Genomic DNA, 26,804 nt, shown 5'->3' with positions numbered 1-26,804 from the left:
GGTCGAAGACATGACGACGCGTGCATAGTCGAACAGGCTTTCCCTCCCTGCGAGATTTCCACCGAAGAGACAGATGATCGAGGAAGTGACTCCCATGAAAGCGATCGTGGTGACGGACCAGGCCGCGGGAACGGCCGGGATGACCCTGGTGGAGCGGCCCGAGCCGCAGGCGGCGATCAACGATGTCGTCGTCCGGATTCACGCGTCGGGATTCGTGCCGACCGAGATGGAGTGGCCGTCGACCTGGACCGATCGCGCCGGCCGTGACAGGGCACCGTCGATCCCCGGCCACGAACTGGCCGGAGTGGTCGCCGCCCTCGGCTACGGCACGACGGGGCTGTCGGTCGGGCAGCGGGTGTTCGGCCTCGCGGACTGGCACCGTGACGGCACCCTGGCCGAGTACGTGGCGATCGAAGCACGCAACCTCGCCCCGCTTCCCGGCGACGTCGACTTCACGGTGGGCGCGTCCCTGCCGATCTCAGGGCTGACCGCGTGGCAGGGGCTGTTCCAGCACGGCCGCCTCCAGGCCGGCCAGACCGTCCTCGCCCATGGCGCTGCCGGGGCGGTCGGGACGATGGTGACCCAGCTCGCACGTGAGGCCGGCGCCCACGTCATCGGCACCGGACGCGCCGGGGACCGTGCGAAGGCGCTCGACTTCGGCGCGCACGAGTTCGTCGACCTCGAGAACGACGCGCTGGAAGACGTCGGCGGCGTCGATCTGGTCTTCGATGTCATCGGTGGCGGCATTCAGAAGCGGTCCGCCGACCTGGTCAGGGCCGGGGGAACGCTGGTGTCCGTCGTCGGCCCGGTCGAGGCGCGGCCCGCCGACGGCCTGGCGGTGGACTTCGTCGTCGAGGCCGATCGTGCCGGACTGGGTGAGATCGTGCGGCGGGTGCGGGACGGACGGCTGCGGACGAACATCGACGACGTCTCGCCCCTCGACGATGCCGTCGCCGCCCTCAATCCGACCGAGCGACGCAAGGGAAAGACGATCATCCGCGTTCGTCCGTGAGGACACGGGGACAGTGACCGGCCGACCGGCTGGACTGGTACGACTTCCACCGACCCCACACCGGAATCGGTGGCCAGACCCCAGCCGGCCGCGTCATCATCCGCTCCGGGCAACGCAGTTGGGGACGTCACCCGATCAGGGTCCGGCCGCCCTCCAACATCAGCGTCGCGCCGGTCAGATAGGCCATGTCGTCGCTCACCAGCGCGGCCACCGCCCGGCCGATGTCCGCCTCCGGGGCGCCGAGCCGGCCCAGCGGGATCTCGCGGGCGAGTTCCTCCGCCTTCTGCGGATGTGCGGCCAGATAGTCCTCCGCCGCCGGGCTGAGCGCGGCCGGGCAGACGACGTTCACCCGGATCCCGTACCGCCCCCACTCCCGCGCGGCGACCCGGCTCAGCCCACGGATCGCCTCCTTCGCCATGGCGTACGCCGCGAAGGTCGCCTCGCCCTGCACCGCCGCCGAGGAACCGAGGTTCACGACGCTTCCGCGACTCTCCTTCAGGTGGGGCAGGGCCGCCTGCATGGCGTGGAAGACGGCCAACGGCCCGCTGCGATAGGTGAGTTCGACATCGTCGTACGACGTCTTCTCCAGCCGTCGCTGCACCGACGACTGGGCGTTGTTGACGAGCACGTCGAGCCCACCGAACTCGCGTACCGTCTCGGCCACCATCCGGTCGACGTCGTCCCGCTCGCCCACGTCACCGACCACGGTGTACGCCTGCCCGCCGCGTTCGGCGATCTCCCCGGCGGTGTCCTTCAGCTTGGTCTCGGTGCGGCCGGTGATGACCACGGCCGCACCCTCGGCCGCCAGCGCGAGCGCGATGCCGCGACCCACGCCCTGCCCTCCGCCGGTGACCAGCGCCGTCCTGCCTGACAACCGTGCCATCACGTCTCCTTCCAGAAGGTCGTCCATGAGGGGAAGGCGTCGGGGAGCGCCGGTTCTCCCGCGCCCTCCCAGCCGTTGAACCCGACTGCCTGGGGGCGGTCGGTCACGTCGGCCGCGTACCAGTGCTGTTCGCGGCGCCGGGAGAAGTACCAGTCGCCGTCCACGCGCGCGTAGTCGTCGAAGTAGCAGATCGCCATCACGATCCACCGGTCCCCGACCTCGTGCTCGGCGCGGCAGTAGACCGCGCCGGTCGCGGTGTCGCGGCCGGTGAACTCGACGCGGTGGCCGCAGATGTGGTGCACCGACCGGCGGAATCCGCGCACGAGCGGCTCGATGTGCTGCCGCAGGACCTGTCGTCCGCGGCCGTGCCGCCCCATGTCCACGTCGGGGCGGAAGCAGCCCACCCATGCGTCGAGGTCGCGGGAGTCCACGGCCAGGGCGTAGCGGATGGGTAGTTGCTGGATGGCCTGATGCGACTCGACGCGGTCGAGACGGTCCTCGATCGAGGTCATGGCCGCGGCTCCTTCGGCAGACCGAGGAGCTGCTCCCCGATGATGTTGCGCTGGATCTCGCTCGAACCGCCGTAGATCGTCTCCGCGAGGGAGAGCAGGAACGAGCGCTGCCGGGTGTCGAGTTCGTAGTCCTCGCCGACGATCTGTCCGGCGGGTCCGGCCAACTCCATGGCCAGGTGACCGAGTTGCTGATGGCGGGTCGAGGCGTAGAGCTTCGCGGTGGTGGCCTGGGCGCCCGGTGTGCGGCCCGCGGTCAGTTCGGCGAGGGTGCGCAGGTTGGTGGTCCGCATGATGCGCACGGAGATCCAGGCGTCCACGATCCGGCGGCGCAGCATGGGGTCGTCGAGCGCGCCGCGTGCGCGGGCCAGGTCGATCAGTGCCTCGGCCTCCCGTTCGAAGCCGAGTTGCTGGGGCAGCAGGGTGGTGCCGCGTTCGATGCCGAGCGTGGCCATCGCGGTGCGCCAGCCCTGACCGACCTCTCCTACGGCCATGTCCGCGCCGGTGCGGGCGTCGGAGAGGAAGACCTCGGCGAACTCGTCCTGGCCGGCGAGGTTGCGGATGGGCCGGATCTCCACGCCGGGCTGGCCGGTGGGGAGGAGCAGCAGCGTCAAGCCTTTGTGGCGACGGGAGTCGGGGTCGGTGCGGGTGAGGACGTAGAGCCAGTCGGCGTGGATGCCGAACGACGTCCACACCTTCTGCCCGTTGACCACCCACTGGTCGCCGTCTCGCTCGGCGCGGGTGCGGACGGAGGCCAGGTCGGAGCCCGCGCCGGGTTCGCTGAAGCCCTGTCCCCACAGTTCCTCGACGGCGAGGATCGGGGGCAGGAAGCGCTTCTTCTGCGCTTCGTCGCCCATCGCGAGGAGCATCGGGCCGAGCAGGTCGAGGGCGTTGACGGTGGCGCGGTAGGGAGCGTCGGCGCGGGCGTACTCGTACTCGAAGACGATCTCCTCCAGGAGTCCGAGGCCGCGTCCGCCGTACTCCTTCGGCCAGCCCACGCCCAGCCAGTTCCCGGCCGACAGCTCGCGGTCCCAGGCGAGGCGTACGTCCCAGGCCGCACCGTCGGTGGGGCCGCCCACGCCCCGGTGCTCCGCGAACTCCCCCACGAGGTGGTCCGCGAACCAGTCCCGCAGTTCGTCGCGGAAGTCGCGTACGGCGGGCCCGAAGTCCACTTCCATGTCTGCCTCTCCTGGGTGTCAGATGCCGAGCCGGGCGGCGAGCAGCTCCCGGTGGTACGCGGGTGTGCCGAGCAGCACCTCGGAGCTCTTGGCGCGCTTGAGGTAGAGGTGCGCGGGGTGCTCCCAGGTGAAGCCGATGCCGCCGTGGACCTGGATGGTGTCGCCGGCGACCTTGGTGAAGGCCTCCGAGCAGAAGGCCTGGGCGAGGGCCGCGGCGACGGCGATCTCCGTCTCGTCGCCTGCGTCCAGGGCCCACAGTCCGGCGTACGCGGCCGAGCGGGCGGACTCGATCTCGACGAGCATGTCGGCGCACTTGTGCTTGATGCCCTGGAAGGAGCCGATGGGGCGGCCGTACTGCTCGCGGATCCTGGCGTACGCGACCGACGCGTCCAGGGCTGCGGCGGCTCCCCCGACCTGTTCGGCGGCCAGGAGGACGGCCGCCGTGGCGAGGGTGCGTTCGATCGCGGGCCAGGCCTCGCCGTCGGTGCCCAGCAGGCGAGCAGGGGTGTCCGTGAAGGTGATGCGGGCCTGTTTGCGGGTCTGGTCGAGGGTGGGGAGGGGGGTGCGGGTGAGGCCCGGGGCGTCGGCGGCCTGGACCGCGAAGAGGCTGATGCCGGCGGGGGTGCGGGCGGCGACCAGGAGCAGGTCGGCGAGGTGGCCGTCGGGGACGTAGGTCTTCACGCCCGTGAGCCGCCAACCGCCCGCTTCCTCGCGGGCGGTGAGGTGGATGCCCGGCTCGTCCCAGCGCCCGCTGTCCTCGGTGAGGGCGAGCGTGGCCACGGTCTCGCCGGCGGCGATGCCCGGGAGGAGTTCGGCGCGGGCGGCCTCGTCGTCGCAGCGCAGCAGCGCCTCGGCGGCCAGGGCGACGGTGGCGAAGTACGGGGCGCACAGCAGGGCGCGGCCCGTCTCCTCGAAGACGACGCCGAGGTCGACGTAGCCGAAGCCGAAGCCGCCGTACTCCTCCGGTACGGCGAGTCCCTGGAGTCCGATCTCCGTGGCCATCCGCCGCCAGCTCCACGGGTCGTGTCCGTGCGGGTCGGCGGCCAGCCTGCGCACGTCGGCCTCGGTGGCGTGCCGGGTGAGGAACGACCGTACGACCGTACGCAGTTCGTCCTGTTCCTCGCTGAAGGTGAGATCCATGCCGAGCTTCCCGTCCTCGGTGCGCCCGTGTGCCGGACGCTTGCCGCCCGCCTCTCGATACAGTTAGATAATTATAGTATCCGCACCGATTACACCAGGAGCGCGACGTGACCGATCCCTACGCCCCGTTCACGAGCCTGACCTTCGAGCGGCCCGCGCCCGGTGTGCTGCGCATCGTGCTCGACGCGCCGAACCTCAACGCCGTCGATCCGCGCATGCACGGTGAGCTGGCCGACGTCTGGCCGGTCGTCGACCGCGACGAGGAGACCCGCGCGGTGCTCGTCCAGGGAGCCGGCAAGGCCTTCTCGGCCGGCGGGACCTTCGACTCCATCGAGGCCATGACCGAGGACTACACCGTGCGGGCCCGGGTGATGCGGGAGGCACGGGACATGGTCTACGGGGTGATCAACTGCTCGAAGCCGGTGGTCTCCGCGATCCACGGCCCGGCGGTCGGTGCGGGCCTGGTCATCGGCATGCTGGCGGACATCTCGATCGCCGGACGCAGGGCGAAGATCGTCGACGGGCACACGCGGCTCGGGGTGGCGGCCGGTGACCACGCGGCGATCTGCTGGCCGCTGCTGTGCGGGATGGCCAAGGCCAAGTACTACCTGCTGACCTGCGAAGCGCTGACCGGTGAGGAGGCCGAGCGGATCGGCCTGGTGTCGAAGTGCGTGGACGACGAGGACGTGCACGCCGAGGGCCTGCGGGTCGCGACCCTGCTGGCCGCAGGACCCGCCAGCGCGCTGAGCTGGACCAAGCGGTCCCTCAACCACTGGTACCGCACGGCCCAGCCGCTCTTCGAGGCCTCGCTGGGGCTGGAGTTCTTCGGGTTCGGCGGGCACGAGGTCGTCGAGGGACTCGCCGCCCACCGCGAGAAGCGCGCTCCCGACTTCGAGGGCGTCGGCGGCAAGCACCCGATCGACCTGTGACCCACGGACGCACGAGCAGCACGAGGAGTACGCGATGACGGCCGAGCCCACCACCGCCACCGAAATCCCCCCGCTGGTAAGGGGGTTGACCTACGAGGAGATGCCGGTCGGGCAGGTCTTCCGTACCGCCCGCCGTACGGTCACCGAGACCGATCTGGTCAACTTCGTCACCTGGGGCGGCTTCAACGAGCCGCTCTTCTGGGACGCCTCGCACGCGGCCGACGGCGGCTACACCGGGCGGCTGGTCCCGGGAGCGCTGACGTACTGCGTCGCCGAAGGACTCGTCCTCCAGACGAACGTGCTGCACGGCACGGGCCTGGCCTTCCTCCACATGGAACTGACCGTGCGGGGCCCGGTGTATGTCGGCGACACGCTGTACGCCGTCGTGGAGACCACCGACTGCCGGCCGTCGAGCAAGCCCGGCCGGGGCGTGGTGACCAGCCGGATCACCGTACGCAACCAGCGGGACGAGGACGTGCTCGTCTACACGCCGGTGCGGCTGATCCGGGGCCGGGACTACGAGGCTCCGACCCGCTGATCCCGGGGGCCGGGCGGAACCAGGGTCAGCCCGGCCGCCGGACCCGGTGCCTCGGGGCCCGCGAAAGCTCCGGCCCGCAACCAGTCCGAGGGCATCGGCGGGCGCGGCGGGGGCTCGTGGTCGGGGACGGCCATCGCGTAGAGGCGGGTGTAGCGGAACTTCGCCTCCAGGTTGTCGAGCACCGACCAGTACTCGTAGCCGCAGACGTCCACACCGCGCTCGATCACCCGGCCCAGCCAGGAGAGCCTGGCGCGGAGCAGGGCCATGCGCCGGGCGTCGTCGCTGTGGCCGGTCTCGTCGACGAGGTCCAGGTCACCCATGCCGTTGTCGACGATGGACAGCGGCGGCAGCAGGTCGCCGTAGAGGTCGTGGAGGTCCGCGACGGCGTCGGCCAGGCCCTCGGGGAGGATGGGCCAGCCGTACGCCGTCGTCTCCACGTCGTCGAAGGGGACGACCGCGAAGCCAAGGCCCACGAGGAGGCGGTTGACCTCGTTGAGCCTGCTCTGGCACTTGTCGGCGGGCAGGGCGCGGGCGAGGTTCTCCGGTGCGGTGACGCGGAACGGGGTGTGCCAGGACATGCCGAGCAGGTCCTGCGGGGTGGCGATGACGTCCAGGTCCCCGAGGCGTACGCAGTCGGTGTCCTCGATCGGTGAGACGTCGTCCTCGGTCACCATGTGCTCGCCGAGCAGCAGGGGGTCGAGGAAGAGGCGGTTGGTCCAGCTCAGCAGGCGGTCCAGGGCGAGCCGGTCGAAGGGGTCCTCGGTGGCCGCGTAGCCGCCGACGAGGGTGACCGTGGTCCCGATCCGGCCACTCACGCCGGCGGCGCGGAGAGCGCGGGTCGCGAGGCCGTTGGCGAGCAGGATGTGGTGGACCGCGGGCAGGCCGGCGCGGCCGATTCCCCGGCCCGGGGTGTACATGCCGGCCACGTGGTCGGCGAGGGTGGGCCCGGCCAGGTCGGTCGAGGTGATCCACCGGGTGACGCGGTCGCCGTAGCGGCGGCCCAGCTCGGCGGCGTAGGCGGCGAAGTGCTCGGCGGTGTCGCGGTCGAGCCAGCCCCCGGAGTCCTCCAGCCAGGGTGGCAGGGACCGGTCGAACAGGGTGAGACAGGGGCGCAGGCCGAGGGCGAGCAGCGAGTCGAGTTCGCGGTCGCAGCGGTCCAGGGCCGCGTGGTCCCAGCTGCCGGGACCGTCGGGCTGGAGCAGCGGCCAGCCGGCGACCATCCGGTGCGTGTCGGGCGTGACGCCGACCAGCTGCCGGATGTCGTCGGTCCACTGCCGGAAGTGCCCCGCGCGTTCCGGCGCGGGCGGCGGTGGGGCCGCGATGGCGTCCGCGGTGGCGACTCCCCAGTCGACACCGTGGAAAGACTCATGCAGGAAACCATCGCTCATGGTCACCGTCCCGGGCGGAATAGCTAACGCATTCAACTGAATGCCCGCCGTCCGGACGCTAACACTTCAGGGAAACGACGACAATGTTTCGGACAGATCTCATCGATCCGTCAAAGTGCCGGGGTGGGATCGGCCCGCGTCCGGGGCGGGGTGGGCGGGCCGCCGGGCCACAGCCATGATCGTCGGTTGAGGTTGCGGGAGACCAGGGCCGAGCGGTCGACGATCCGCAGGCCGGCGACGCCGTGCACGCCCGGCCTCACGTCCACGAGGCCGTCCCCGGCCGGGCCTGCCGGGTGGGTTCCGGCCGCGCGGTGACCCCGGCGGCCGTGGCCACGGCCCGCGCCGATGATCTCCTGGCCGTCGCGGGCGGTCGGGCCGGGGACGGTTTCGGCCATGATCCGGTCGGCGATCAGGGTGACCCCGAAGCCCTGACGCCTACGACGGAAGAGGGGCCCCGACACGGCGGGCATGCTCGGAACCGTGGCGGTCCGGCGTGGTCGTGAGGGGCATTTCCGAGGCGGCCGAGCCGATGGGGAGGCCGCCCTGGACCTTGGGCCCGGGATACGGCCGAGACGCCCAACGGCCCGTCCCCGCAACGGAGTCCGGAAGCGACGGCGTTGTCCCCCGCTCCGGTGACGCCTACTCCCCCAAGGGCCGGAACTCCTCCTCCCGCCACCAGGGGTAGACATCCGGCATGTCCTTGCTGACCCGGCCGGGGAACTCGGGCGGTCGCTTGGCGAGGAAGGACTCGACGCCCTCCACGGGGTCCGGGCCGCCGCCGATCTGGCTCATGATCCGCGAGTCGAGGCGGTGCGCGGCCATCGGGTGCGGCTCGCCGAGCATCCGCCACATCATCTGGCGGGAGAGGGCGACCGAGATCGCCGAGGTGTTCCGGGCGATCTCACGGGCGAGTTCGTACGCCGCCGGCAGCAGGTCCTCCGGCGGGTGGACGGAGCGGACCAGCCCGGCCGACAGGGCCTCGTCGGGGCCGAAGACGCGGCCGGTGGCCACCCACTCCATGGCCCGTTGCATCCCCACGGCCCGGGGCAGGAACCAGCTCGCCGCGGATTCCGGCACGATGCCCCGGCGCGCGAAGACGAAGCCGAACTTCGCCGAGGTCGAGGCCAGCCGGATGTCCATGGGCAGGGTCATGCTGGCCCCGACACCGGCCGCGGGGCCGTTGACCGCCGCGATGACCGGCTTGGTGCTGGAGAAGATCCGCAGCGCGACCCGGCCACCGGTGTCCCGGTGCCAGGCCCCCGCCCGGCGATGGTCGAACGACGTCCCGCCGGAGCTGACGTCGGCCCCCGCACAGAACCCGCGCCCGGCGCCCGTCACGACGATCACCCGTACGTCGTCATCGGCGTCGGCGGCGTCCAGGACGTCGAGAAGGTCGCTCATCATCTGCGGATTGAAGGCGTTCAGCTTCTCGGGCCGGTTGAGGGTGACGGTGAGGATCCGGTCCGCCACCTCGGCCCGCACGGTCTCGTACCTCTGCTCCGACATGCGCGTCCTCCGTCAGGTTCGTCACGCCACGACCCGGTTCTCATAAAGCTCAATTAGTTATAGCATTCAACTCTACTGACCTACTGAAAACTGTCTCTGGATGATGGCGGTGGAGATGACGGATCTGGTGGTGACGGCCGTCGGGCCGGTCCGGCTGATCGAGCTGAACCGGCCGGACCAGCTCAACGCGATGAGCGAGGAGCTGCACGCGGGCCTCGCGTCGGTCTGGGACACGGTCGCCGACGACCCCGAGGCACGGGTGGTCGTGCTCACCGGCCGGGGAAGGGCGTTCAGCGCGGGCGGCAACTTCGACATCATGACCCGGGTCCAGCGCGACCCCGTCTTCCGGCAGCGGAACGTCGACGAGGCCCGGCGGATCATCACCGGCCTGGTCCGCTGCCCGTTGCCGGTGATCGCGGCGGTCAACGGGCCCGCCGTGGGCCTCGGTTGCAGCCTGGCCCTGCTGAGCGACCTGGTGCTGATCGCGGACGACGCCTATGTGGCGGACCCGCACGTCCAGGTCGGTCTCGTCGCGGGCGACGGCGGCGCGCTCGTCCTGCCGCTGCTCATCGGTCTGACCCGCGCGAAGGAACTCCTGTTCCTGGGCGAGCGGGTGAGCGCCGAGGAGGCGGTCCGGCTCGGCCTCGCCAACCGTGTCGTACCGAAGGACAAGCTCCTGGACGAGGCCATGGACCTGGCCGGACGGCTGGCCGCCCTGCCCGCTCAGGCGCTGCGCGGCACCAAGCGGGCGGTGAACCTGCATCTGGAGCAGGCCATGGCCGCCGTACTGGAGCCGGCGCTGCTCGCGGAGCGGGACAGCATGCACGACCCGGGCCATATCGCCGCGGTGGAGAAGATCATCGCCTCGCGCGCGCGTCGCCGAGCCGGTGCGGAGGGCTGAGCGGCATGGACTTCGCGTTCAGTGACGAGCAGGAGGAACTAAGGCGCACGGTACGGGCGTTCCTCGCGGACACCTCGCCCGAGACCGAGACACGGCGGCTGATGGAGACGCCGGGGGGCTTCGACCGGGCGCTGTGGCGCCGGATGGGGACGGAGCTCGGCCTCCAGGGGCTGGCCGTCCCCGAGGAGTACGGCGGTGCCGGGTGCGGTCCTGTCGAAGTGGGCGTGGTCATGGAGGAGTTGGGACGGGCGCTGGTGTGCACGCCCTTCCTCTCCTCGGCCGTACTGGCGACGACCACGCTGCTGCGCTGCGACGACGAGGACGCCCGCAAGCGTCTGCTGCCGGGGCACGCCTCCGGTGAACTGGTCGGGACGCTGGCCCTGACCGAGGACTCCGCCCGCTGGGATGCGACCGGAATCCGGCTCGACGCCCGAGAATCTGGCGGGTGTTGGCTGCTCACCGGATACAAGACGTTCGTCCTCGACGGCGCCACGGCCGATGTCGTCCTCACCGTGGCGAGAGCCGAGGACGGGATCGGCGTGTTCTGCGTGGAAGGCGACGCGACGGGACTGACCCGTGTCGCCCTGCCCACGATGGACCCGACCCGCCGACAGGCCCGGCTCGACTACGACGACGTACCGGCGACCCGGCTGCGTACGCACGGAGACGGCTGGGACCTCGTCTCGCAGGTGCTCGACCGGGCCGTGGTGGCGCTCGCCGCCGAGCAGGTCGGAGTGGCCTCCCGCGCGCTGGACATGGCGGTGGAGTACGCCAAGGTGCGGCACCAGTTCGGGCGGCCCATCGGCTCCTTCCAGGCCGTGAAGCACCTGCTCGCCGACGTCCTCCTCGAAGTCGAATCGGCGCGTGCCGCCGCGCACTTCGCGCTGCTCGCCGCCGAGAGCGAGGACCCGGGACTGCCCGCGGTGGCGAGTCTGGCCAAGGCGTTCTGCTCGGACGCCTGCGTGCAGGCGACGGAACAGAACATCCAGGTCCACGGCGGCATCGGCTTCACCTGGGAGCACCCGGCCCACCTGTATCTGAAGCGGGCCAAGACGTCACAACTCCTGTTCGGGGACCCGGCGTTCCACCGCGAACTGCTCGCGCGGCACATCGGGCTGGACGCGGTCACAGCGGAGGGAACGGCATGAAGGTCGACGGAAAACTGAGCGTGTGGGGTACCGCCGAGGTTGTGGAGGAGGCCCGGCACCACGAGAAGGCGGGCTACGACGGCCTGTGGGCCTCGGAGTCGAAACACGACCCGTTCCTGCCGCTGCTGCTCGCGGCCGAGCACACCGACCGGCTGGAGGTCGGCACGGCGATCGCGGTGGCGTTCGCCCGCTCCCCCATGCAACTCGCCTACACCGCACACGACTTGCAGACCTACTCCGGCGGGCGCTTCTCGCTCGGCCTGGGCAGTCAGATCAAACCGCACATCGAGCGGCGTTTCTCGATGCCGTGGAGCCGCCCCGCCGCCCGCATGCGGGAGTACGTGAGCGCGCTGCACGCGATCTGGGCCGCCTGGAACGAGGGCGAGAAGCTCGACTTCCGCGGCGACTTCTACACGCACACGCTCATGTCCCCCTTCTTCTCTCCCCCGCCCGCTCCCGGCGGCGCCCCCAAGGTCTTCGTGGCCGCGGTCGGCGAGGCGATGACCCGGGTGGCGGGCGAGGTCGCCGACGGGCTCCTGGCACACGGCTTCACCACCGAGCGGTACCTGCGCGAAGTCACCCTCCCGACCGTCGAGTCGGGCCTCGAACGGTCCGGTCGCACGCGCGACGACTTCTCCGTCTCCCATCTCCTGCTCACCGCGACCGGCCGCACCGAGGAGGAACTCGCCCGCGCGATCGACGGCACCCGCCGCCAGATCGCCTTCTACGGCAGCACGCCCGCGTATCGCGGCGTCCTGGAACTGCACGGCTGGGGCGAACTCGGCGACGAGCTGAACGCGCTGTCGAAGTCGTCCCGCGAGGACAAGTGGGAGGCGATGGGTGGCCTCGTCGACGACGAGGTCCTGCACACCTTCGCGGTCGTCGCGGAACCGGATCGGGTGGCGGGCGAGATCAGGCGCCGCTACGGGAGTCTGGTCGACCGGGTGTCCTTCTACACCGCGTACGAGATCGACGCCGAGGTGTGGGAGCCGATCGTGCAGGAGCTGCACGGCAGTTGACGGTTCGTCAGCCGAGCAGGTCCAGGACCGTCGTCATGGACCTGCTCTGCAGCAGATAGTCCTCGGCCTCCTGGAGATGGAGGCGCCACAGCTCCTCGGCGGCCTCGGTGCGGCGCCCGGCGACCAGTTCGACGAGCGCGCCGTGGGCGCGGAAGCCGCGGCGGTTGGCCCGGATGTTCTCGGCGCTGCCGGCGTCGAGGTCGACGTGGGACCAGTTCGCCTGGTCGATGATGTGCCGGACCATGCCGTTGAGAACGCTCAGCGTCTCGTTGCCCGCGAGTTCGACGACGAGGGCGTGGAACTCCATGTGGGCACGGATGAAGGCGGAGGGGTCGTCCATGAGCCCCTCCGCCTCGGCGACGGAGGCCCGCAGCCGCTCCAGATCCCGGTCGGTGCGGCGCTGGGCCAGCAGACCGGCGCACGGCGCCTCGATGACCGTACGGGCGTCGTAGACGTCCTTGAGGGTCGTACCGCGGTACTCAAGAACAACTCCCGCGTAGCGGGCGGCGACCGTGCCCTCCGGGACCTGCACCCGTGCCCCGCCCCGGGCGCCCCGGCGCACGCTGATCAGCGACTCCGACTCCAGTACCCGGAACGCCTCGCGCAGGGTCGGCCGGGAGACGGCGAACTCCGCCATCAGGGCCGTCTCGGCGGGCAGCGCCTCTCCCTCGGCCAGTTCCCCGCGCACGATCTTGCGGCGCAGCTGTGCCGCCACCAGCTCGGCCATCTTGGGGACCCTCACCGGCGTGTTCGCCACGGCATCCATCTCCTTCAGTCGCCTGGGACCGGCCCGAAGTACGGCAGGGTGATCTCGTCGGTGAGGGGCCGGAAGTCCACGCGCACCCGCATGCCCATGACGACGTCGTCCGGGTCTCCCGCGTCGACGTGGGACAGCAGGGTGCCGCCCTCGTCCAGGTCGATCACGGCCAGCGCGAACGGCGTCTCGAAGCCGGGCCCGGGTGCGCGGTGGACCACGGTCACCGAGTAGACAGTGCCCCGGCCGGCGCTGGGCACGTACCGCCAGTCCGCCGACATGCAGCCGGGGCAGGCGGGTTCGGGCACGAGGAAGCGCAGCCCGCAGGCCGGACAGTTCGGGACGACCAGGTCACCGCGGCGGGCCGCGTCCCAGAACGGCTGGGACAGCGCGGTGGGCACGGGCACGGGGCGGCTCATCGCATCCTCCCCAGCACGCTCATCTCGTAGTGCTGCGCACCGGAGCCCGCGTTGCCGACGACCGCCAGTTCCGCGCCCTCGACCTGGTGGACCGCGGTGCCGCGCAACTGCCGTACGGCTTCGACGACTTTGAGGGTCATCTGCTGGGTTCCGTTCCACGCGTAGGCCAGGCAGCCGCCGTCGGGATTGACGGGGTGCTTGCCGCCGACGGCGATGGCACCGCCGGCCGCCAGCGGCCCTCCTTCGCCCTCGCCGCACAGCCCGAGGATCTCCAACTGCCGGATGATCTCGAAGGAGTTGGGGTCGTAGAGGGAGAAGACGTCCACGTCCTGCGGGCCGATGCCCGCCATGGCGTACGCGCGGCCGGCCGCGTCCCGGCCGAGTTGGCCGACCTCCCGGTACAACGCGGGGTTGGCGTACGCGGCCTGGTGGTACTCCATGCCGCCGCCGAGCACGGCGACGGGCGGGTGGGGCAGGTCCCGGGCCCGTTCGGCGGTGGTCACCACGAGGGCGGCACCGCCCTCGCCGACGATGCAGCAGTCCAGCAGGTGGAACGGCGTGGCCACCATGCGGGAGGCGAGCACGTCGTCGGCGGTGTACGGGCCGCGGCCGTACATCATCGCCTCCGGGTTGGTGCTGCCGTTGTTGCGGATCGTGGCGGCGACCTCGGCGAGTTGCTGGGAGGTCGTCCCGTACTCGTGCATGTGCCGGGCCGCCACCAGCGCGAACTGGGCGACGACGTAGCTGCCCCAGACGTCGGCGAACTCCAGCGGCACCCCGGCGCCGACGGGACCCGTACCGCGCGAGACCAGCTTGCAGCCGCCGACCACGACGGTGTCGGCGAGCCCGGCCCGTACGGCCGCGGCCGCCTTCAGCAGGCCCCGCGAGCCGGCGTTGTCGAGCATGGAGTCGCTGGTCCAGCGCAGGTCCCGACCGAGCATCCGCGCCCAGGAGCTGCCCTCGCCGGGTACGCCACCCGGACCGGGCCAGTCGACCTGGGCGCCGTCGACGTCCGCCGGGGTCAGCCCGGCGTCCTCGATCGCGCCGCGCACCGCTTCGAGGGCGAGGCCCATCGCGTCGCGGTGCGGGAGGGACAGTGCCTGTTCGGTGGCGTGTACGCCGACGACGACGGGCTGGCGGTCGGTCACGGCGTCACCGCCCCGCGCCGAGCTGGTCGCCGCCGGGGTAGCCGCCCCCGCCGAAGCGTTCGTCGAGCGCCTCGTAGTCCTTGCCGAAGTCCTTGGTGCGCGGCAGCGACTCGACGAACTCCACCGTCTTCGGCTTCTTGTACGAGGCGATCCGGGCCCGGCAGTGCTCGATGACGTCCGCGGCCGTGACCGGTTCGGCGTCCGGATGGAGGACGACGACCGCTTTGACGTCCTGCGCCCACCGCTCGTTCGGGACGCCGATCACGGCGGCCTCCTTCACCGCCGGGTGCGACTCGACGCAGTTCTCCACCTCGGCCGGGAAGATGTTCTCGGCCGCCGACTTGAGCATGCGGGTCGTGGTGCCGAGGAAGCTGATCGTGCCGTCCGGTTCGCGCCGGCCTAGGTCGGTGGTGTGCCACCAACCGAAGCGGAAACGCTCCTCGTTGATCTCGGGCCGGTTCCAGTAGCCGAGGTGCACGAGGTCGCCGCGGACGCAGATCTCGCCCGCCTCGCCGACCGCGCGCTCCGTGCCGGTGCTGTCGAGGACGCGTACGGCGGTGAAGGGGCCTGGCCGTCCCGCGTTGCCGGTGCCCGAGCCGCCGTAGGCGCCGGTCACGGCGAAGCCGGTCACCTCGGTCTGGCCGTAGCCGCGGCCCTCGCCGCCGCCGTTGCTGGTGAAGCGGCTGGTGTCGGTGGGGACCGTGCCCTGCCACAGGGGGGCGGCGACGCTGGCCCGCAGGTGCGAGAGGTCGTGGCCCGCTTCCCTGTTGAGGGCGACGAGTTGGGCGATCGTCGGGGGCATCAGGTACGCGTGCGTGCACCGCTCCGCCGCCAGCAGCGGGAGCAGTTCCTCGGCGACGACCCGGCGGATGACGACGTTCTTGCCGCCGTGCACGAAGGCCGGGACGCCCCAGAACTGGTAGTTGCCGATGTGGAACATCGGTCCGGCGCCGAGGAAGGCGGTCTCGGTGCCGATGTCCCCCATCCAGGCGGCGCTCGCTCCCATGGCGAGGAGGCTGCGGTGCGAGAGCATCGAGCCGGACTGGCGGCCGGAGATCGCCGCGGTGTAGATGACCAGGAGCGCGGAGTCCGGGTCGACGTCGACGGCCGGGTCCTCGGTCGAACCCGAGGCCAGGAAGGCCTCGTAGGAGTCGGCGCCCTCGGTGTCGTGCCGCAGCCACAACGCCCGGTGGTCGCTGCCCAGTTCGGCCCGCGCCTTGCCGACCGTGTCGCCGATCTCCTCGTCCTGCCAGACCACGACCTTGGGGTCGAAGTCCTCGACGGCGAACGCCATTTCGGGGGCGGCCCAGCGCCAGTAGCCGGGACAGACCATGGCACCGATCTTCGCGGCGGCGCCGAGCAGCTCCCAGATGCGGAAGGAGTTCTGGCCCAGCCACAGGACGCGGTCACCGGGGCCGACCCCGGCGGCCGTGAGGGCCTGGGCGAGGCGGTTGGTGCGTTCGTCCAGCTGCGGCCAGGTCAGGCGGAGTTCGCCGTCGACGAGGGCGATGCCGTCGGGGAAGGACCTGCGGTGCTCACGGATGATGTCGCCGAACGTCAGGCGGCGGGCGGAATGCATGCTCTTGGCTCCCAGGGCTTCGGAAGTTCGGAAGGCGGCGGTCGGTCGCGGCCGACACCGGCACCCTTCATCCAGCTTAAATAGCTAACCTATTTATCCAAGGTAGTCAATGCGTGGCGCACGCATCGCTGTGCGGGCTCACAGCCCGCCGGGAGGCCGTGCGGGCTCACAGCCCCAGCGAGCGCCCGATGATCTCCTGCATGATCTCCGAGGTCCCGCCGAACACCCGCTGCACCCGGCTGTCGCGCCAGATCCGGGCGATCTCGTACTCGTTGACGTAGCCGTAGCCGCCGAACAGCTGCATGCAGCGGTCGATGATCTGCCAGCCGGTCTCCGAGGTCCAGTACTTGGCCGCCGCGGCCTCCTCGGGCGTCAACTCCCCCTGGAACAGCGCCATGATGCAGCCGTCGACGTAGACGCGGGCGGCGCCCAGCTTGGCCTTGATGTCGGCGAGCGCGAAGCGGTTGGCCTGGAACTCCCCGATCGGCTGCCCGAACGCCGTCCGCGTCCTGGCGTAGTCCAGCGCCAGCTCGTACGCCCGCTCGGCGGCCGCCAGCGAGGAGACGGCGATGGCGAGGCGCTCGGTCGGGAGGTTGCCCATCATGTGGTAGAAACCGCGGTTCTCCTGCCCGATGAGGTTCTCGGCGGGGACGCGGACCTCGTGGAAGAAGAGTTCGGCGGTGTCCTGCGCCTTCATCCCGACCTTGTCCAGCTTGCGCCCGCGCTCGAAGCCCTCCGTGTCCCGCTCGACGACGATCAGGCTGATTCCCCTGTGCCCGGCGCCGGGGTCGGTCTTGCAGGCGACGATCACCAGGTCGGCCAGGATGCCGTTGGTGATGAAGGTCTTGGAGCCGTCGATGACCCACTCGTCACCGTCCCGGCGGGCGGTGGTGCGGATGGCCTTGAGGTCGGATCCGGCGGCCGGCTCGGACAGCGCGAGCGCGCAGATCGTCTCGCCGCTCGTCACTCCGGGCAGCCAATGGGCCTTCTGTTCAAGGGTGGTGAGGTGCGTCAGATAGGGCGGGATGACGTCGTTCTGGAGCCCGAGCCCGATGCCGACCGAGCTGGTGGCCGCCATCTCCTCGGCCATGACGGCGTTGTAGCGGAAGTCCCAGATCCCCTGGCCGCCGTACTCCTCCGGGAACTGCCAGCCGATGAGCCCGGCCTTGCCCGCCGCCGCCCACGCGGCCCGGCTCACCTGTCCGTCCCGCTCCCACTGCTCGGCGTACGGAGCGCATTCCCGCAGGTAGTAGGAGCGGGCGGTCTCCCGGAACAGCTCGTGCTCCTCGGTGAAGATCGTTCGGCGCATACTCGACTCCGCTCAGGCATCTCGCTTATTTAGCTGAAGTAGTTATACGATAGCGCTGTATCGGCAACCGGGCGAGGGAGGGCGCGTGAGCGTACGGGACAAGGTGGCACTCGTCACCGGAGCGGGCCGCGGCATCGGCGAGGCGATCGCCGGCCGACTCGCCGCCCAGGGGGCCGCGGTCGCCGTCTGCGACCTGGACGCCGAGGCGGCCGGCAAGGTCGCGGGCCTGCTCGCGGAGCGGTACGGCGTACGGGCCACGGGCGTCGGCGCGGACATCTCCGACAGCGCGGCCGTACGCACGGCCGTGGACCGGGTGACCGCCGAACTCGGCCCGGTGGACGTCCTGGTGAACAACGCGGCCGTGGACGTCATCGGCCGGTTCGTCGACAGCCCCGAGGAGACCTGGGACCGGATCATCGCCGTCAATCTGCGCGGGACGATCACGATGACCCGGGCCGTCCTCGACCCGATGATCGAGCGGGGCGGCGGCCGGATCGTCCACATCGCCTCGGACGCCGGCCGGGTCGGCTCGTCCGGCGAGGTCGTGTACTCCGCGACGAAGGGCGGTGTCATCGCCTTCGGCAAGGCCCTGGCCCGCGAGGTGGCCCGGCACGGCATCACCGTGAACAGCGTCTGCCCGGGGCCCACCGACACCGCGCTGCTCGGGCAGGTCGCCGAGTACAGCCAGAAGATGTACGACGCGACCGTGCGGGCGATCCCGCTGCGCCGCGTCGCCCAGCCCGCCGACATCGCCGGTGTGGTGGCCTTCCTCGCGTCCGACGACGCCGCCTACATGACCGGGCAGACGCTCTCGGTCAGCGGCGGACTCACGATGGTCTGAGGTGGACACCGTGCTGCGTGTCGAACTCCGGGACCGGATCGCCGTGTTGACCCTCGACCGGCCGGGGCAGCTCAACGCGATCGGCTCCGGGACCGTGGACCGGCTCACCCGGGCGCTGGGCGAGCTGCGCGACAACGACGACGTGCGCGCCCTGGTCGTGGCAGGGGCGGGCCGGGCCTTCTCGGCCGGGGCCGACATCGGTGAGATCGAGTCGTTCACCGCGCCCCGGCAGTTCCACTCCTTCGTCCAGCGGCTGACCGACGCGTACGCGCTGTTGGAGGACTTCCCCAAGCCCTCGGTCGCGGCCGTCCACGGGTTCGCCTTCGGCGGCGGTCTCGAACTCGCGCTCGCCTGTGACCTGCGGGTCGCGGAGCGGGGCGCGCGGCTCGGCCTGCCCGAGATGAAGCTCGGCGTCCTGCCGGGCGCGGGCGGCACACAGCGGCTGCCGCGGCTGATCCCGCCCGCGATCGCCAAGCAGATGATCCTCACCGGCGAACCGATCGACGCGGAACGGGCGCACGCGCTCGGACTGGTCAACGAACTCGCCGAGCCCGGAGAGGCGTTGGGCGTCGCCGAGGCGCTCGCCGCCGCGCTGACGGCCGGGGCCCCGCTGGCCCTCGCGGCGGGCAAGCGGCTGATCGACTACGGCCTCGGGATGGACCTGGAGGCGGCGATCTCCTACGAGCGCGAGACCGTCTCGGTGCTGTTCTCCACCGACGACCGGGTCGAGGGACTGAAGGCCTTCCGGGAGCGCCGTCCCGGCGACTTCCAGGGCAAGTAGCGGGCGTACCGAGAGACAGGGAGGTGGGCCATGCGGCCACTGGAAGGCATTTCGGTCGTCGAGCTGGGCATGTGGGTGGCGGCTCCGGCCGCGGCCACCATGCTCGCGGACTGGGGCGCGGACGTGGTGAAGGTGGAGGCGCCGACCGGCGATCCCAACCGCTACACGCTGCGGCACGTCGGCCAGGACATCGACAGCGCGCCCCCGTTCGAGACCGACAACCGCGGCAAGCGCGGGATCGTCCTCGACCTGCGCTCGGAGGACGGAAAGGGCGTACTGGAACGGCTGTTGGAACGCGCCGACGTCTTCGTCACCAACCTCCGCCCCGGCGCGCTGGAACGCCTGGGCCTGGCCCCGGACGAGCTGCGCGCCCGCCATCCCCGCCTGGTCGTCGGCACGTTGACCGGCTACGGCTGGACGGGCGCCGAGCGCGACCGCGCGGGGTACGACGTCTCCGCCTTCTGGGCCCGGCCCGGCATCGCCGCCATGCTGAACCCCGCCGGCGAGCCACCGCCCGGAATCCGGCCGGGACTTGGCGACCGTACGGCCGCGGCGAACCTGGTGGCGGGCGTGCTCGCCGCGCTGCTGCGCCGCGAACGCACGGGCGAGGGCGGCGTGGTGGACGTGTCGCTGCTCCGCTCCGGCACGTACGCCAACGGGAACGACCTGGCCCTGCAGAACTTCTTCGGCAGGCGCGGCCGTACCCGGCACCGCACCGAACACGAGTCCCCGCTCTACAACTCCTACCGGGCCGCCGACGACCGCTGGTTCTGGCTGGTCGGCCTGGAGGGCAACCGGCACTGGCCCGGCGTCGTCAAGGCGCTGGGTCGGGAGGACCTGGAGACGGACGAGCGGTTCGCCACCGGCAAGGAACGACGTTCACACGTACGCGAGTTGATCGCCGTGTTCGACGAGGAGTTCGCGAGCAGGCCACTCGACGAGTGGGCGGAGCGGTTCGACGCCGAGGGTGTGTGGTGGGCGCCGGTGCAGACCCTGGCCGAGGTGTCGGCCGATCCGCAGGCCGAGGCGGTCGGCGCGTTCGTCGAACAACCCGGCATGGGTGACGCGCCCCCACTGCGGACCGTGGCGACACCCGTCAGTTTCTGGGGTGTTGACGACAAGCCACGCAGCGGTGCGCCGACGCTCGGCGAGCACACCGACGACGTACTCCGCGAACTCGACACAACCGGGAGGTAGCAGGTGGGCATCCTCGACGACAAGGTCGCCGTCGTGACCGGCGGTGGCCGCGGTCTTGGCCGGGCACACTGCCTGGCGCTGGCCGAGGCCGGCGCGACCGTGGTGGTGAACGACCTCGGCTCCGGCGTGCACGGCGAGAGCACCGGCGACTCCCCCGCCGACGAGGTGGTCGCCGAGATCACCAAGCTCGGCGGGCAGGCGGTCGCCAACCACGCGTCGGTGACGGACTGGGCGGCGACCGAGACCCTGGTCGCGGACACGGTCGCGGAGTTCGGGCGCCTCGACATCGTCGTGAACAACGCGGGGATCGTGCGCGACCGCATGCTGTTCTCGATGACCGAGGCCGAGTTCGACGCCGTGATCGCGGTCCATCTCAAGGGCACCTTCGCGCTCACCCGGCACGCGTGCGCGTACTGGCGCGAGGCGTCGAAGCGGGGGGAACGCGTCACCGGCCGCGTCATCAACACGACGTCCGGGACAGGCCTGTTCGGGAACCAGGGGCAGTCCAACTACGGTGCGGCGAAGGCCGGGATAGCCGGGCTCACCGTCCTCACCGCCCTGGAGATGCGCAAGTACGGTGTCACCGCGAACGCCATCTCGCCGATCGCGGCCACCCGGATGACGGACGGCCTGTCCGTCGGTGAGTCACTGCGGGCCGTCGACGGTTTCGACCCGCGCGACCCCGCCAACGCCTCGGGCGTCGTCGTCTACCTGGCCTCCGACAGCGCGGCCTGGCTGACCGGCCAGGTCCTGCGCATCGAGGGCAACCGGCTGAACCGGCTCCAGGGCTGGACCGTCGCCGGCGTCCACCCCAGCGAGTCGGGACAGGCGCTCACCTACGACGAACTCGTGGACGCCGTACCGCGGTTGTACGGTGTCGCGCCCGCGGGACGAGCCACCGGAGTCGGCCAGTGAGGGCACGGGGCCACGACGTCGCCGCGCTCGTCCTGCGCGCGACGCTCGGCCCGATGCTCTTCGCGCACGGCTGGAACAAGGTCGCGGGACCGGGCGGGCTCAAGGGCACGACCGGCTGGTTCGAGTCGCTCGGACTGCGCCCGGCCGAGGTCCACGCCCGTATGGCGGCCGGGACGGAGATGGCAGCCGGCGTGGGCATCGCGCTGGGCGCGGCCAACCCCCTCCCGGCGGCGGCGGCCGTCGGTCTGATGACCGTGGCGGCCCGTACAGACCATCGGGGCAAGGGATTCTTCGTCTTCAAGGGCGGCTGGGAGTACGTCGGTGTCGTGGGCGGCGCGGCCGTCGCCCTGGCGGCACTGGGCCCCGGCAGGTACTCGCTGGACGGGGTGCTGCGCCGCCAACGCGCGGGCGCGGGGCCCGCGTTGCTGGCCCTGGGGGTCGGCACGGCGAGCGCCGCAGCGCTGCTTGCCGTGTGCTACCGGCCGGAGCGGAAGCCGGACGAGACAGAAACAGCTGACTGAGATCACTTAGGGCTACAAGGGAGTCGACATGGACGCGGCTGACTTCAGCGCGGTGCTGTCCGAGGTCCGGCGCTTCGTGCGCGAGCGCGTCGTACCGCTGGAGGCGGAGATCGACGAGAAGGACGAGATGCCCGCGGAGATCCGCGAGGCGGCCAAGAAGATGGGCCTGTTCGGCTTCGCGCTGCCCGAGGAGTACGGCGGGCTGGGGCTGTCGATGTACGAGGAGGCCCAGTTGATGTTCGAGCTGGGGTACACCACGCCGTCCCTGCGCTCGATGTTCGGGACCAACAACGGCATCGCCGGGCACGTCCTGATGGTCGGCGGCACCGAGGAGCAGAAGGCGGACTGGCTGCCGAGGATCGCCTCGGGCGACGTCCTGGCGTCGTTCGCGCTCACCGAGGCGGAGGCGGGTTCCGACCCCTCGACCCTGACCACCAGGGCACACCTGGACGGCGACGACTGGGTGATCAACGGAGCCAAGCGGTACATCACCAACGCCCCGCTCGCCGACGTCTTCATGGTCTTCGCCCGCACGGACCCCGACGCCCCGCGCACCCGCGGCATCTCCACCTTCCTGGTCCCGGCCGGCACCCCGGGCCTCACCGTGGCTCCCAAGGACCACAAGATGGGCCAGTTCGGCGCCTGGACCGCGGACGTGTACTTCGACGACGTCCGCGTACCGGCCTCCGCCCTCGTCGGCGGCGCGGCCGGGCTGAACCGGGGCTTCGGCACGGCGATGGGCTGCATCGCGCACGGCCGCGTGCACATCTCGTCCCTGTGCGTGGGCATGGCCGAGCGGCTGGTCGACGAGTCCGTGGAGTACGCCCGCACCCGCCGCCAGTCCGGGAAGCTCATCGGCTCCTTCCAGCTCGTCCAGGGCCTGATCGCCGACTCGATGACCGACTACTACGCCGGCCGCGCCACGGTCCTGGAAGCCGCCCGCGCGTTCGACGCCGGTACGGACACCAAGATCGGTCCGTCCTGCACGAAGTACTTCGCCAGCGAGATGGTGTGGCGGGTCGCGGACCGCGCGGTCCAGGTCCACGGCGGCGCGGGCTACATGCGCGGGGTGGCCGTCGAGCGCTTCTACCGCGACGCCCGCCTCTTCCGCATCTACGAGGGCACGAGCCAGATCCAGCAGGTCATCATCGCGAAGGCGCTGCTGGGCGAGGCGGCCCGGGGCTGACCGGCACCGAAGACGAGGAAGGCCCCGGGGCCACCGCCCCGGGGCCTTCCTCGTCTTCGTGGTCTCCTCAGATCCCGAGCCGGTCGAGCAGCCGCTCGTGGTAGACGGCGGGCCCGCCGAACAGCAGTTGCGAGGACTTGGCGCGCCGGAAGTACAGATGCGCCGGGTGCTCCCAGGTGAAGCCGATGCCGCCGTGGACCTGGATGTTCTCCATGGCCGCGAACATGTACGCCCGTGAGCAGCAGGCGTGCGCCACGGCCGCGGCGACGGGGAACTCCGCGGAGCCCTCGTCGGCCAGTCGCGCCGCCTCCCGCGAGGCGGCCTCGGCCAGTTCCACCTGGACGAGCATGTCCGCGCACTTGTGCTTGACCGCCTGGAAGGAGCCGATCGGCCGGCCGAACTGGTGCCGGGTACGGGCGTGTTCGGCGCTCGCCTCCAGGCACCTGCGGGCCCCGCCCGACTGCTCGGCGGCGAGTGCGACCGACGCGACGTCCAGGACCTTCGCCATGGTGCGCCCGGCCGCCCCGTCCGTGCCGACGAGCGTCGCGGGCACCGCGTCGAAGGTCAGCCGGGCCATCGCCCGGGTCGCGTCCAGGGTCTCCATCGGTACGGCCGACAGCCCCATGGCGTCCCGGTCCACGGCGAAGAGCGAGGGGCCGGCGACGGTGCGGGCGACGACAAGGAGCAGGTCGGCGGTCGTGCCGTCGATGACGAAGGACTTACGGCCGCTCAGCTTCCAGCCGCCGTCCCCGTCCGGCACGGCCCGTGCGGAGATCAGCGCGGGGTCCCAGGATCCGCTGTCCTCGGCCACCGCGAGGGCGGCCGTCGTCCGGCCGGCCGCGATGCCGGGGAGGTGACGTGCGCAGGCCTCCCGGTCACCGGAGGCGAGCAGTGCCTGGGCCGCGAGCACGACGGTCGCGAAGAAGGGGGCGCACAGCAGGGCGCGGCCCATCTCCTCCAGTACGACGCCGAGTTCGACGAGGCCGAAGCCGTCACCGCCGTACTCCTCCGGGATCACCAGGCCCGGCAGCCGCAGTTGTTCGGCCGCCTGCGCCCACACCGCCGGGTCGAAGCGCTGCTCGCTCTCCATGAGCTTGCGCACGGCTTCCTCGGGCGACTTCGCCTCCAGGAACTCCCGTACAGAGGAGCGCAGTTCGCGCAGTCCGGTCTCGTCGGCGGTCATGACCGCACCTCCTTGGGCAGTCCGAGGACGCGTTCCGCGAGGATGTTCTTCATGATCTCCTCGGTGCCGCCGAGGATGCGCAACGCCGGGGTGGCGAGGAGGAGTTCGGACCAGGCGTACGTGCCCCACTGCCCGGTGTCGGCGATGATCCGGGGCCCGAGCACGTCGGACACGAAGTGTGCGGCGCGGGTGAGGTTCTGGCCGTACATCAGCTTCGAAACGGACATCTCGGGGCCCGGTGTGCCGCCGGCGCGCAGCGTGCGCAGGGCGCGGGTGTTGAGGTGCCGGGTGGCGAGGGCGTCCACGAGGAGTTCCGCGAGCCGGGCGCGCAGGGCGCGGTCGTCCCAGGTCCAGGTGGCGCGCATCAGGGCCGAGAGGTGATCCGGGGACAGCGCGGCGGCCACCGGGCCCACGCCCTCGCTGCCGACGGTCGCGCGCTCGTTCATCAGAGTGGTCAGGGCGACCGACCAGCCGCCGTCGACCTCGCCGAGCCGGTGGTCGTCGGGGACGCGGACGTCGGTGAGGAAGACCTCGTTGAAGTCCGCGCCGCCGGTCATCTGCCGCAGCGGCCTGACCTCGACGCCGGGGGCGTCCATGGGGACCAGGAAGGCCGTGATCCCCCGGTGCTTGGGCGCGTCCGGGTTCGTGCGGGTGAGGGCGAGGCCGATCTGGCTGTGCTGGGCGACCGAGGTCCACACCTTCTGGCCGTTCAGCACCCAGTCGTCGCCCTCCCGTACCGCCCGGGTGGCGACGCTCGCCAGGTCGGAGCCCGCGCCGGGTTCGCTGAACAGTTGGCAGGCGATGGCGTCCCCGCGGTACATCGCGGTCAACCACCCTTCCTTGACGGCCGGTTGGGCGTGGGCGAGGATCGTCGGTCCGATCATGCCGAGGCCGATCACACTGAGCACGCCGGTGTCGGCGACGTCGTACTCGGACTCGACGGCGTCGTAGAGCAGGTCGTGGACGGGGGTCAGGCCCCGGCCGCCGTACTCCACCGGGCCGGTGATCCAGCCGAAGCCGTTCTCGTGGCGGACGCGCTGCCAGTCGCGTGCCCGCTGTACGTGCTCCCGTTCCGCCTCGGGCGGGAGGCTGCTGAAGTACGCCATCGAGTCGTCGCCCTCGCCCCAGACGAGGGCGGTGCGGTCGGGGGCCTTGGCCGCGTGGGCGTCGAGGAAGGCGCGCGCCTCGGCCGCGAAGTCCTGCATGTCGTCTGCCATGTCCGCTCTGCCCTCAGGTGCTCAGGATCGTGACCGCCGACACGCCCGGCGCGCCGTACAGGTGGGTGTAGCCGACGTGTGGCGTGCCGGGGATCTGCCGGTCTCCCGCCGTGCCGCGCAGCTGGAGGACGATCTCGTGGATCTGACGCAGTCCGGACGCGCCGATCGGTTCGCCGTTGCCGAGGAGTCCGCCGTCGGTGTTGACCGGGAGTCTGCCGCCGATCTCGGTGGCTCCCTCGGCGATGAGGCGTTCCTGCTCACCGTCCTTGCAGAGGCCGTTCTCGGCCATGTGGATGACCTCCGATCCGGCGTCGGTGTCCTGGAGTTGGGCGACGTCGACGTCCTCGGGGCCGATGCCCGCGCGCTCGTAGGCCTCCCGCGAGGCGTCCACGGTCGGGCTCGCGACGACCTCCCCGACCGGGAAGGACGGGCTCTGCACCTCGAAGGCGCCGAGCCGGCGGCTGCGCAGGGCGGTGGACCGGATCCGTACGGGCTTCCCGGTGTACTTGTGGGCCTGGTCGGCCCGGCACAGCACGAGGGCCGCCGCTCCTTCGTCCGGGCCGCAGTACATGTACTGGCGGAGGGGGTGGTTGAGCACGGGCGAGGCCAGAATCTCTCCCACGGACAAGGGAGTTCGGCGCCAGGCCTTCTCGTTCCGGACCGCGTTGCCGAAGTTCTTGGCCGCGACGCGCGCGAGGGTCTCGTGGGAGATGCCGTGGTCGTGCATATAGCGGTTGATCTTCATGCCGAAGAAGTGCGTGGTGAGGAAGAGGCCGGTCTGCCCGTACCAGGAGGGGATGCCGGCCACGGACGGGTCGGCGGCGAACGCGCCGCGCGGGTGCTTGTCCAGGCCGATCGCGATGGCCAGGTCGTGCTCTCCGGTCTCGATGGCGCGGGCGGCCAGCGCAACCGCCGTACCGGCCGTGGCGCAGCCGTTGAACACTCCACGCAGGGGTACGCCGGTCAGGCCGAGCCGGGCGACGATCGCGTCCGGGTTGGCGACCTCGTAGCTGCCGATGTAACCGCCCTGGATCTGCGGCCAGTTGACGCCGGCGTCGGCGAGCGCGAGCCGTACCGCGTCCGCGCCCATGTCCAGTGCGGGCTTCCCCGGGAACCGGCCGAAGGGGTGGAGCCCCACGCCGATGATGACGGCCTCGGTCACGGTGTCTCCTCCTCGTCGGGGCCGAACGCGAACGTCATGACCTCGGTGCCGTCGTCCCGCACGGTGTAGGGCACGAGGGTCAGCCGCATCTCCTGCCCGATCCGCAGCTTGTCCGGGTCGGGTTCGGTGAGGCGGGCCTCGACCAGCAGTTCGCCGGGGAGTTCGATGTAGCCGACCGCGTACGGCTCGAAGGCCTCGGGGCCGTCGTACGGCGGGGACGGCGGGCGGAAGTCCTGGGTGGTGTACGTCCAGAGCGTCCCGCGGTCCGCCAGGAGCCGTTCCTTGGACTCCGTGCTCGCGCACCGGACGCAGTCCGAGGCGGCGGGGAAGTTCACCAGTCCGCAGCCCGTGCACTCGGAGCCGATGAGCCGAAGCGGTGTGCTCTCGTCCGGTGGCCAGGTGAACAGGCCCTCGGCGACTGGTATTTGAGTGGTCGTCATG

The 26,804-nt window shown here is 71.4% G+C and carries 28 protein-coding genes; 12 read left to right on the top strand and 16 right to left on the bottom strand.

Annotation, left to right across the window (positions count from 1 at the left end; translation table 11 throughout):
* Positions 1 to 94: 94 nt before the first annotated feature.
* Entirely contained in the window at positions 95 to 1,012 is a 918-nt protein-coding gene (locus OG714_RS45900) for an NADP-dependent oxidoreductase (RefSeq protein WP_406130148.1), read from the top strand.
* A 127-nt stretch (positions 1,013 to 1,139) separates the two neighbouring features.
* Here the strand turns inward: OG714_RS45900 and OG714_RS45895 are convergent, their stop codons facing one another.
* The 4 genes from OG714_RS45895 to OG714_RS45880 are packed head-to-tail and all read right to left on the bottom strand — an operon-like array spanning position 1,140 to position 4,722.
* The gene (locus tag OG714_RS45895; protein ID WP_406130146.1) at positions 1,140 to 1,895 is read right to left on the bottom strand and encodes an SDR family NAD(P)-dependent oxidoreductase; all 756 of its coding nucleotides are present in this window, start codon (positions 1,893 to 1,895) and stop codon (positions 1,140 to 1,142) included.
* The gene (locus OG714_RS45890) at positions 1,895 to 2,407 is read right to left on the bottom strand and encodes a nuclear transport factor 2 family protein (protein ID WP_406130144.1); all 513 of its coding nucleotides are present in this window, start codon (positions 2,405 to 2,407) and stop codon (positions 1,895 to 1,897) included. Before OG714_RS45890 ends, OG714_RS45895 begins: the two co-directional genes overlap by 1 nt.
* Positions 2,404 to 3,582 (bottom strand): acyl-CoA dehydrogenase family protein, encoded by a 1,179-nt coding sequence (locus OG714_RS45885; RefSeq protein WP_406130142.1) that lies wholly within the window; start codon positions 3,580 to 3,582, stop codon positions 2,404 to 2,406. The genes OG714_RS45890 and OG714_RS45885 overlap by 4 nt, the downstream gene beginning before the upstream one ends.
* A gap of 18 nt (positions 3,583 to 3,600) precedes the next feature.
* Positions 3,601 to 4,722, bottom strand: a complete 1,122-nt coding sequence (locus tag OG714_RS45880; protein ID WP_406130140.1) for an acyl-CoA dehydrogenase family protein — start codon at positions 4,720 to 4,722, stop codon at positions 3,601 to 3,603.
* Positions 4,723 to 4,829: 107 nt separating this feature from the next.
* On the opposite strand from OG714_RS45880, the gene OG714_RS45875 reads away from it, so the two are divergent.
* Both OG714_RS45875 and OG714_RS45870 read left to right on the top strand, forming a co-directional pair.
* The gene (locus OG714_RS45875; protein WP_403593313.1) at positions 4,830 to 5,651 is read left to right on the top strand and encodes an enoyl-CoA hydratase/isomerase family protein; all 822 of its coding nucleotides are present in this window, start codon (positions 4,830 to 4,832) and stop codon (positions 5,649 to 5,651) included.
* 34 nt (positions 5,652 to 5,685) lie between these two features.
* A complete protein-coding gene (locus OG714_RS45870; protein ID WP_406130139.1) occupies positions 5,686 to 6,189 on the top strand; it encodes a MaoC family dehydratase in 504 nt (167 codons plus the stop codon).
* Here OG714_RS45870 and OG714_RS45865 read toward each other — a convergent pair.
* The 3 genes from OG714_RS45865 to OG714_RS45855 form a co-directional block, all read right to left on the bottom strand.
* Entirely contained in the window at positions 6,168 to 7,577 is a 1,410-nt protein-coding gene (locus OG714_RS45865; RefSeq protein ID WP_406130137.1) for a glycoside hydrolase family 1 protein, read from the bottom strand. The genes OG714_RS45870 and OG714_RS45865 overlap by 22 nt on opposite strands.
* Positions 7,578 to 7,687: 110 nt before the next feature.
* Entirely contained in the window at positions 7,688 to 8,047 is a 360-nt protein-coding gene (locus tag OG714_RS45860) for a hypothetical protein (protein ID WP_406130135.1), read from the bottom strand.
* Positions 8,048 to 8,216: 169 nt separating this feature from the next.
* Positions 8,217 to 9,083, bottom strand: coding sequence for a crotonase/enoyl-CoA hydratase family protein (locus OG714_RS45855; protein ID WP_406130134.1), 867 nt, complete (start codon positions 9,081 to 9,083; stop codon positions 8,217 to 8,219).
* 100 nt (positions 9,084 to 9,183) lie between these two features.
* Between OG714_RS45855 and OG714_RS45850 the strand changes: the two genes are divergently transcribed.
* The 3 genes from OG714_RS45850 to OG714_RS45840 are packed head-to-tail and all read left to right on the top strand — an operon-like array spanning position 9,184 to position 12,151.
* A complete protein-coding gene (locus OG714_RS45850) occupies positions 9,184 to 9,984 on the top strand; it encodes an enoyl-CoA hydratase/isomerase family protein (RefSeq protein WP_406130132.1) in 801 nt (266 codons plus the stop codon).
* Between the two features lie 5 nt (positions 9,985 to 9,989).
* Positions 9,990 to 11,132, top strand: a complete 1,143-nt coding sequence (locus OG714_RS45845; protein WP_406130131.1) for an acyl-CoA dehydrogenase family protein — start codon at positions 9,990 to 9,992, stop codon at positions 11,130 to 11,132.
* Positions 11,129 to 12,151, top strand: coding sequence for an LLM class F420-dependent oxidoreductase (locus tag OG714_RS45840; protein ID WP_406130129.1), 1,023 nt, complete (start codon positions 11,129 to 11,131; stop codon positions 12,149 to 12,151). The genes OG714_RS45845 and OG714_RS45840 overlap by 4 nt, the downstream gene beginning before the upstream one ends.
* A 7-nt stretch (positions 12,152 to 12,158) precedes the next feature.
* Here the strand turns inward: OG714_RS45840 and OG714_RS45835 are convergent, their stop codons facing one another.
* The 5 genes from OG714_RS45835 to OG714_RS45815 form a co-directional block, all read right to left on the bottom strand.
* Positions 12,159 to 12,917 carry a FadR/GntR family transcriptional regulator gene (locus OG714_RS45835; RefSeq protein WP_406130127.1) on the bottom strand — a complete coding sequence of 253 codons (759 nt, stop codon included), beginning with the start codon at positions 12,915 to 12,917 and terminating at the stop codon, positions 12,159 to 12,161.
* Between the two features lie 5 nt (positions 12,918 to 12,922).
* Complete coding sequence (locus tag OG714_RS45830; protein ID WP_406130125.1) at positions 12,923 to 13,324, bottom strand: Zn-ribbon domain-containing OB-fold protein; 402 nt, start codon at positions 13,322 to 13,324, stop codon at positions 12,923 to 12,925.
* Positions 13,321 to 14,472: a thiolase family protein gene (locus OG714_RS45825; RefSeq protein ID WP_406130124.1), complete on the bottom strand. Its 1,152-nt coding sequence runs from the start codon at positions 14,470 to 14,472 to the stop codon at positions 13,321 to 13,323. The genes OG714_RS45830 and OG714_RS45825 overlap by 4 nt, the downstream gene beginning before the upstream one ends.
* Before the next feature lie 4 nt (positions 14,473 to 14,476).
* Positions 14,477 to 16,051 (bottom strand): AMP-binding protein, encoded by a 1,575-nt coding sequence (locus tag OG714_RS45820; RefSeq protein WP_406130122.1) that lies wholly within the window; start codon positions 16,049 to 16,051, stop codon positions 14,477 to 14,479.
* 166 nt (positions 16,052 to 16,217) lie between these two features.
* Complete coding sequence (locus tag OG714_RS45815) at positions 16,218 to 17,360, bottom strand: acyl-CoA dehydrogenase family protein (RefSeq protein ID WP_406130120.1); 1,143 nt, start codon at positions 17,358 to 17,360, stop codon at positions 16,218 to 16,220.
* An 85-nt stretch (positions 17,361 to 17,445) separates the two neighbouring features.
* Here OG714_RS45815 and OG714_RS45810 point away from each other — a divergent pair, with 85 nt between their 5' ends.
* From OG714_RS45810 to OG714_RS45785, 6 genes are read left to right on the top strand one after another with little or no spacing between them, the layout of a single operon-like run.
* Entirely contained in the window at positions 17,446 to 18,201 is a 756-nt protein-coding gene (locus OG714_RS45810; RefSeq protein ID WP_406130118.1) for an SDR family NAD(P)-dependent oxidoreductase, read from the top strand.
* A 1-nt stretch (position 18,202) separates the two neighbouring features.
* On the top strand, positions 18,203 to 18,982 hold the full coding sequence (locus OG714_RS45805; RefSeq protein ID WP_406130116.1) for an enoyl-CoA hydratase/isomerase family protein: 780 nt from the start codon (positions 18,203 to 18,205) through the stop codon (positions 18,980 to 18,982).
* Positions 18,983 to 19,012: 30 nt separating this feature from the next.
* On the top strand, positions 19,013 to 20,179 hold the full coding sequence (locus OG714_RS45800) for a CaiB/BaiF CoA transferase family protein (protein WP_406130114.1): 1,167 nt from the start codon (positions 19,013 to 19,015) through the stop codon (positions 20,177 to 20,179).
* Between the two features lie 3 nt (positions 20,180 to 20,182).
* On the top strand, positions 20,183 to 21,094 hold the full coding sequence (locus tag OG714_RS45795; RefSeq protein ID WP_406130112.1) for an SDR family NAD(P)-dependent oxidoreductase: 912 nt from the start codon (positions 20,183 to 20,185) through the stop codon (positions 21,092 to 21,094).
* A complete protein-coding gene (locus OG714_RS45790) occupies positions 21,091 to 21,615 on the top strand; it encodes a DoxX family protein (protein WP_406130110.1) in 525 nt (174 codons plus the stop codon). Before OG714_RS45795 ends, OG714_RS45790 begins: the two co-directional genes overlap by 4 nt.
* Positions 21,616 to 21,643: 28 nt before the next feature.
* The gene (locus OG714_RS45785) at positions 21,644 to 22,801 is read left to right on the top strand and encodes an acyl-CoA dehydrogenase family protein (RefSeq protein WP_406130109.1); all 1,158 of its coding nucleotides are present in this window, start codon (positions 21,644 to 21,646) and stop codon (positions 22,799 to 22,801) included.
* A 67-nt stretch (positions 22,802 to 22,868) separates the two neighbouring features.
* Here OG714_RS45785 and OG714_RS45780 read toward each other — a convergent pair whose 3' ends face one another.
* From OG714_RS45780 to OG714_RS45765, 4 genes are read right to left on the bottom strand one after another with little or no spacing between them, the layout of a single operon-like run.
* Complete coding sequence (locus tag OG714_RS45780) at positions 22,869 to 23,984, bottom strand: acyl-CoA dehydrogenase family protein (RefSeq protein ID WP_406130108.1); 1,116 nt, start codon at positions 23,982 to 23,984, stop codon at positions 22,869 to 22,871.
* Positions 23,981 to 25,201: an acyl-CoA dehydrogenase family protein gene (locus OG714_RS45775; protein ID WP_406130106.1), complete on the bottom strand. Its 1,221-nt coding sequence runs from the start codon at positions 25,199 to 25,201 to the stop codon at positions 23,981 to 23,983. Before OG714_RS45775 ends, OG714_RS45780 begins: the two co-directional genes overlap by 4 nt.
* A gap of 13 nt (positions 25,202 to 25,214) precedes the next feature.
* Positions 25,215 to 26,363, bottom strand: coding sequence for a thiolase family protein (locus tag OG714_RS45770; RefSeq protein WP_406130104.1), 1,149 nt, complete (start codon positions 26,361 to 26,363; stop codon positions 25,215 to 25,217).
* Positions 26,360 to 26,803 (bottom strand): Zn-ribbon domain-containing OB-fold protein, encoded by a 444-nt coding sequence (locus OG714_RS45765; RefSeq protein ID WP_406130102.1) that lies wholly within the window; start codon positions 26,801 to 26,803, stop codon positions 26,360 to 26,362. Before OG714_RS45765 ends, OG714_RS45770 begins: the two co-directional genes overlap by 4 nt.
* Between the last annotated feature and the right edge of the window lies 1 nt (position 26,804).

Origin of the sequence: Streptomyces sp. NBC_00989 (assembly GCF_045162655.1) — a bacterium.
Classification (GTDB): Bacteria; Actinomycetota; Actinomycetes; order Streptomycetales; family Streptomycetaceae; genus Streptomyces.
The sequence above is the reverse complement of the archived record's forward strand: the minus strand, read 5'-3'. Positions and strand labels throughout refer to the sequence as shown.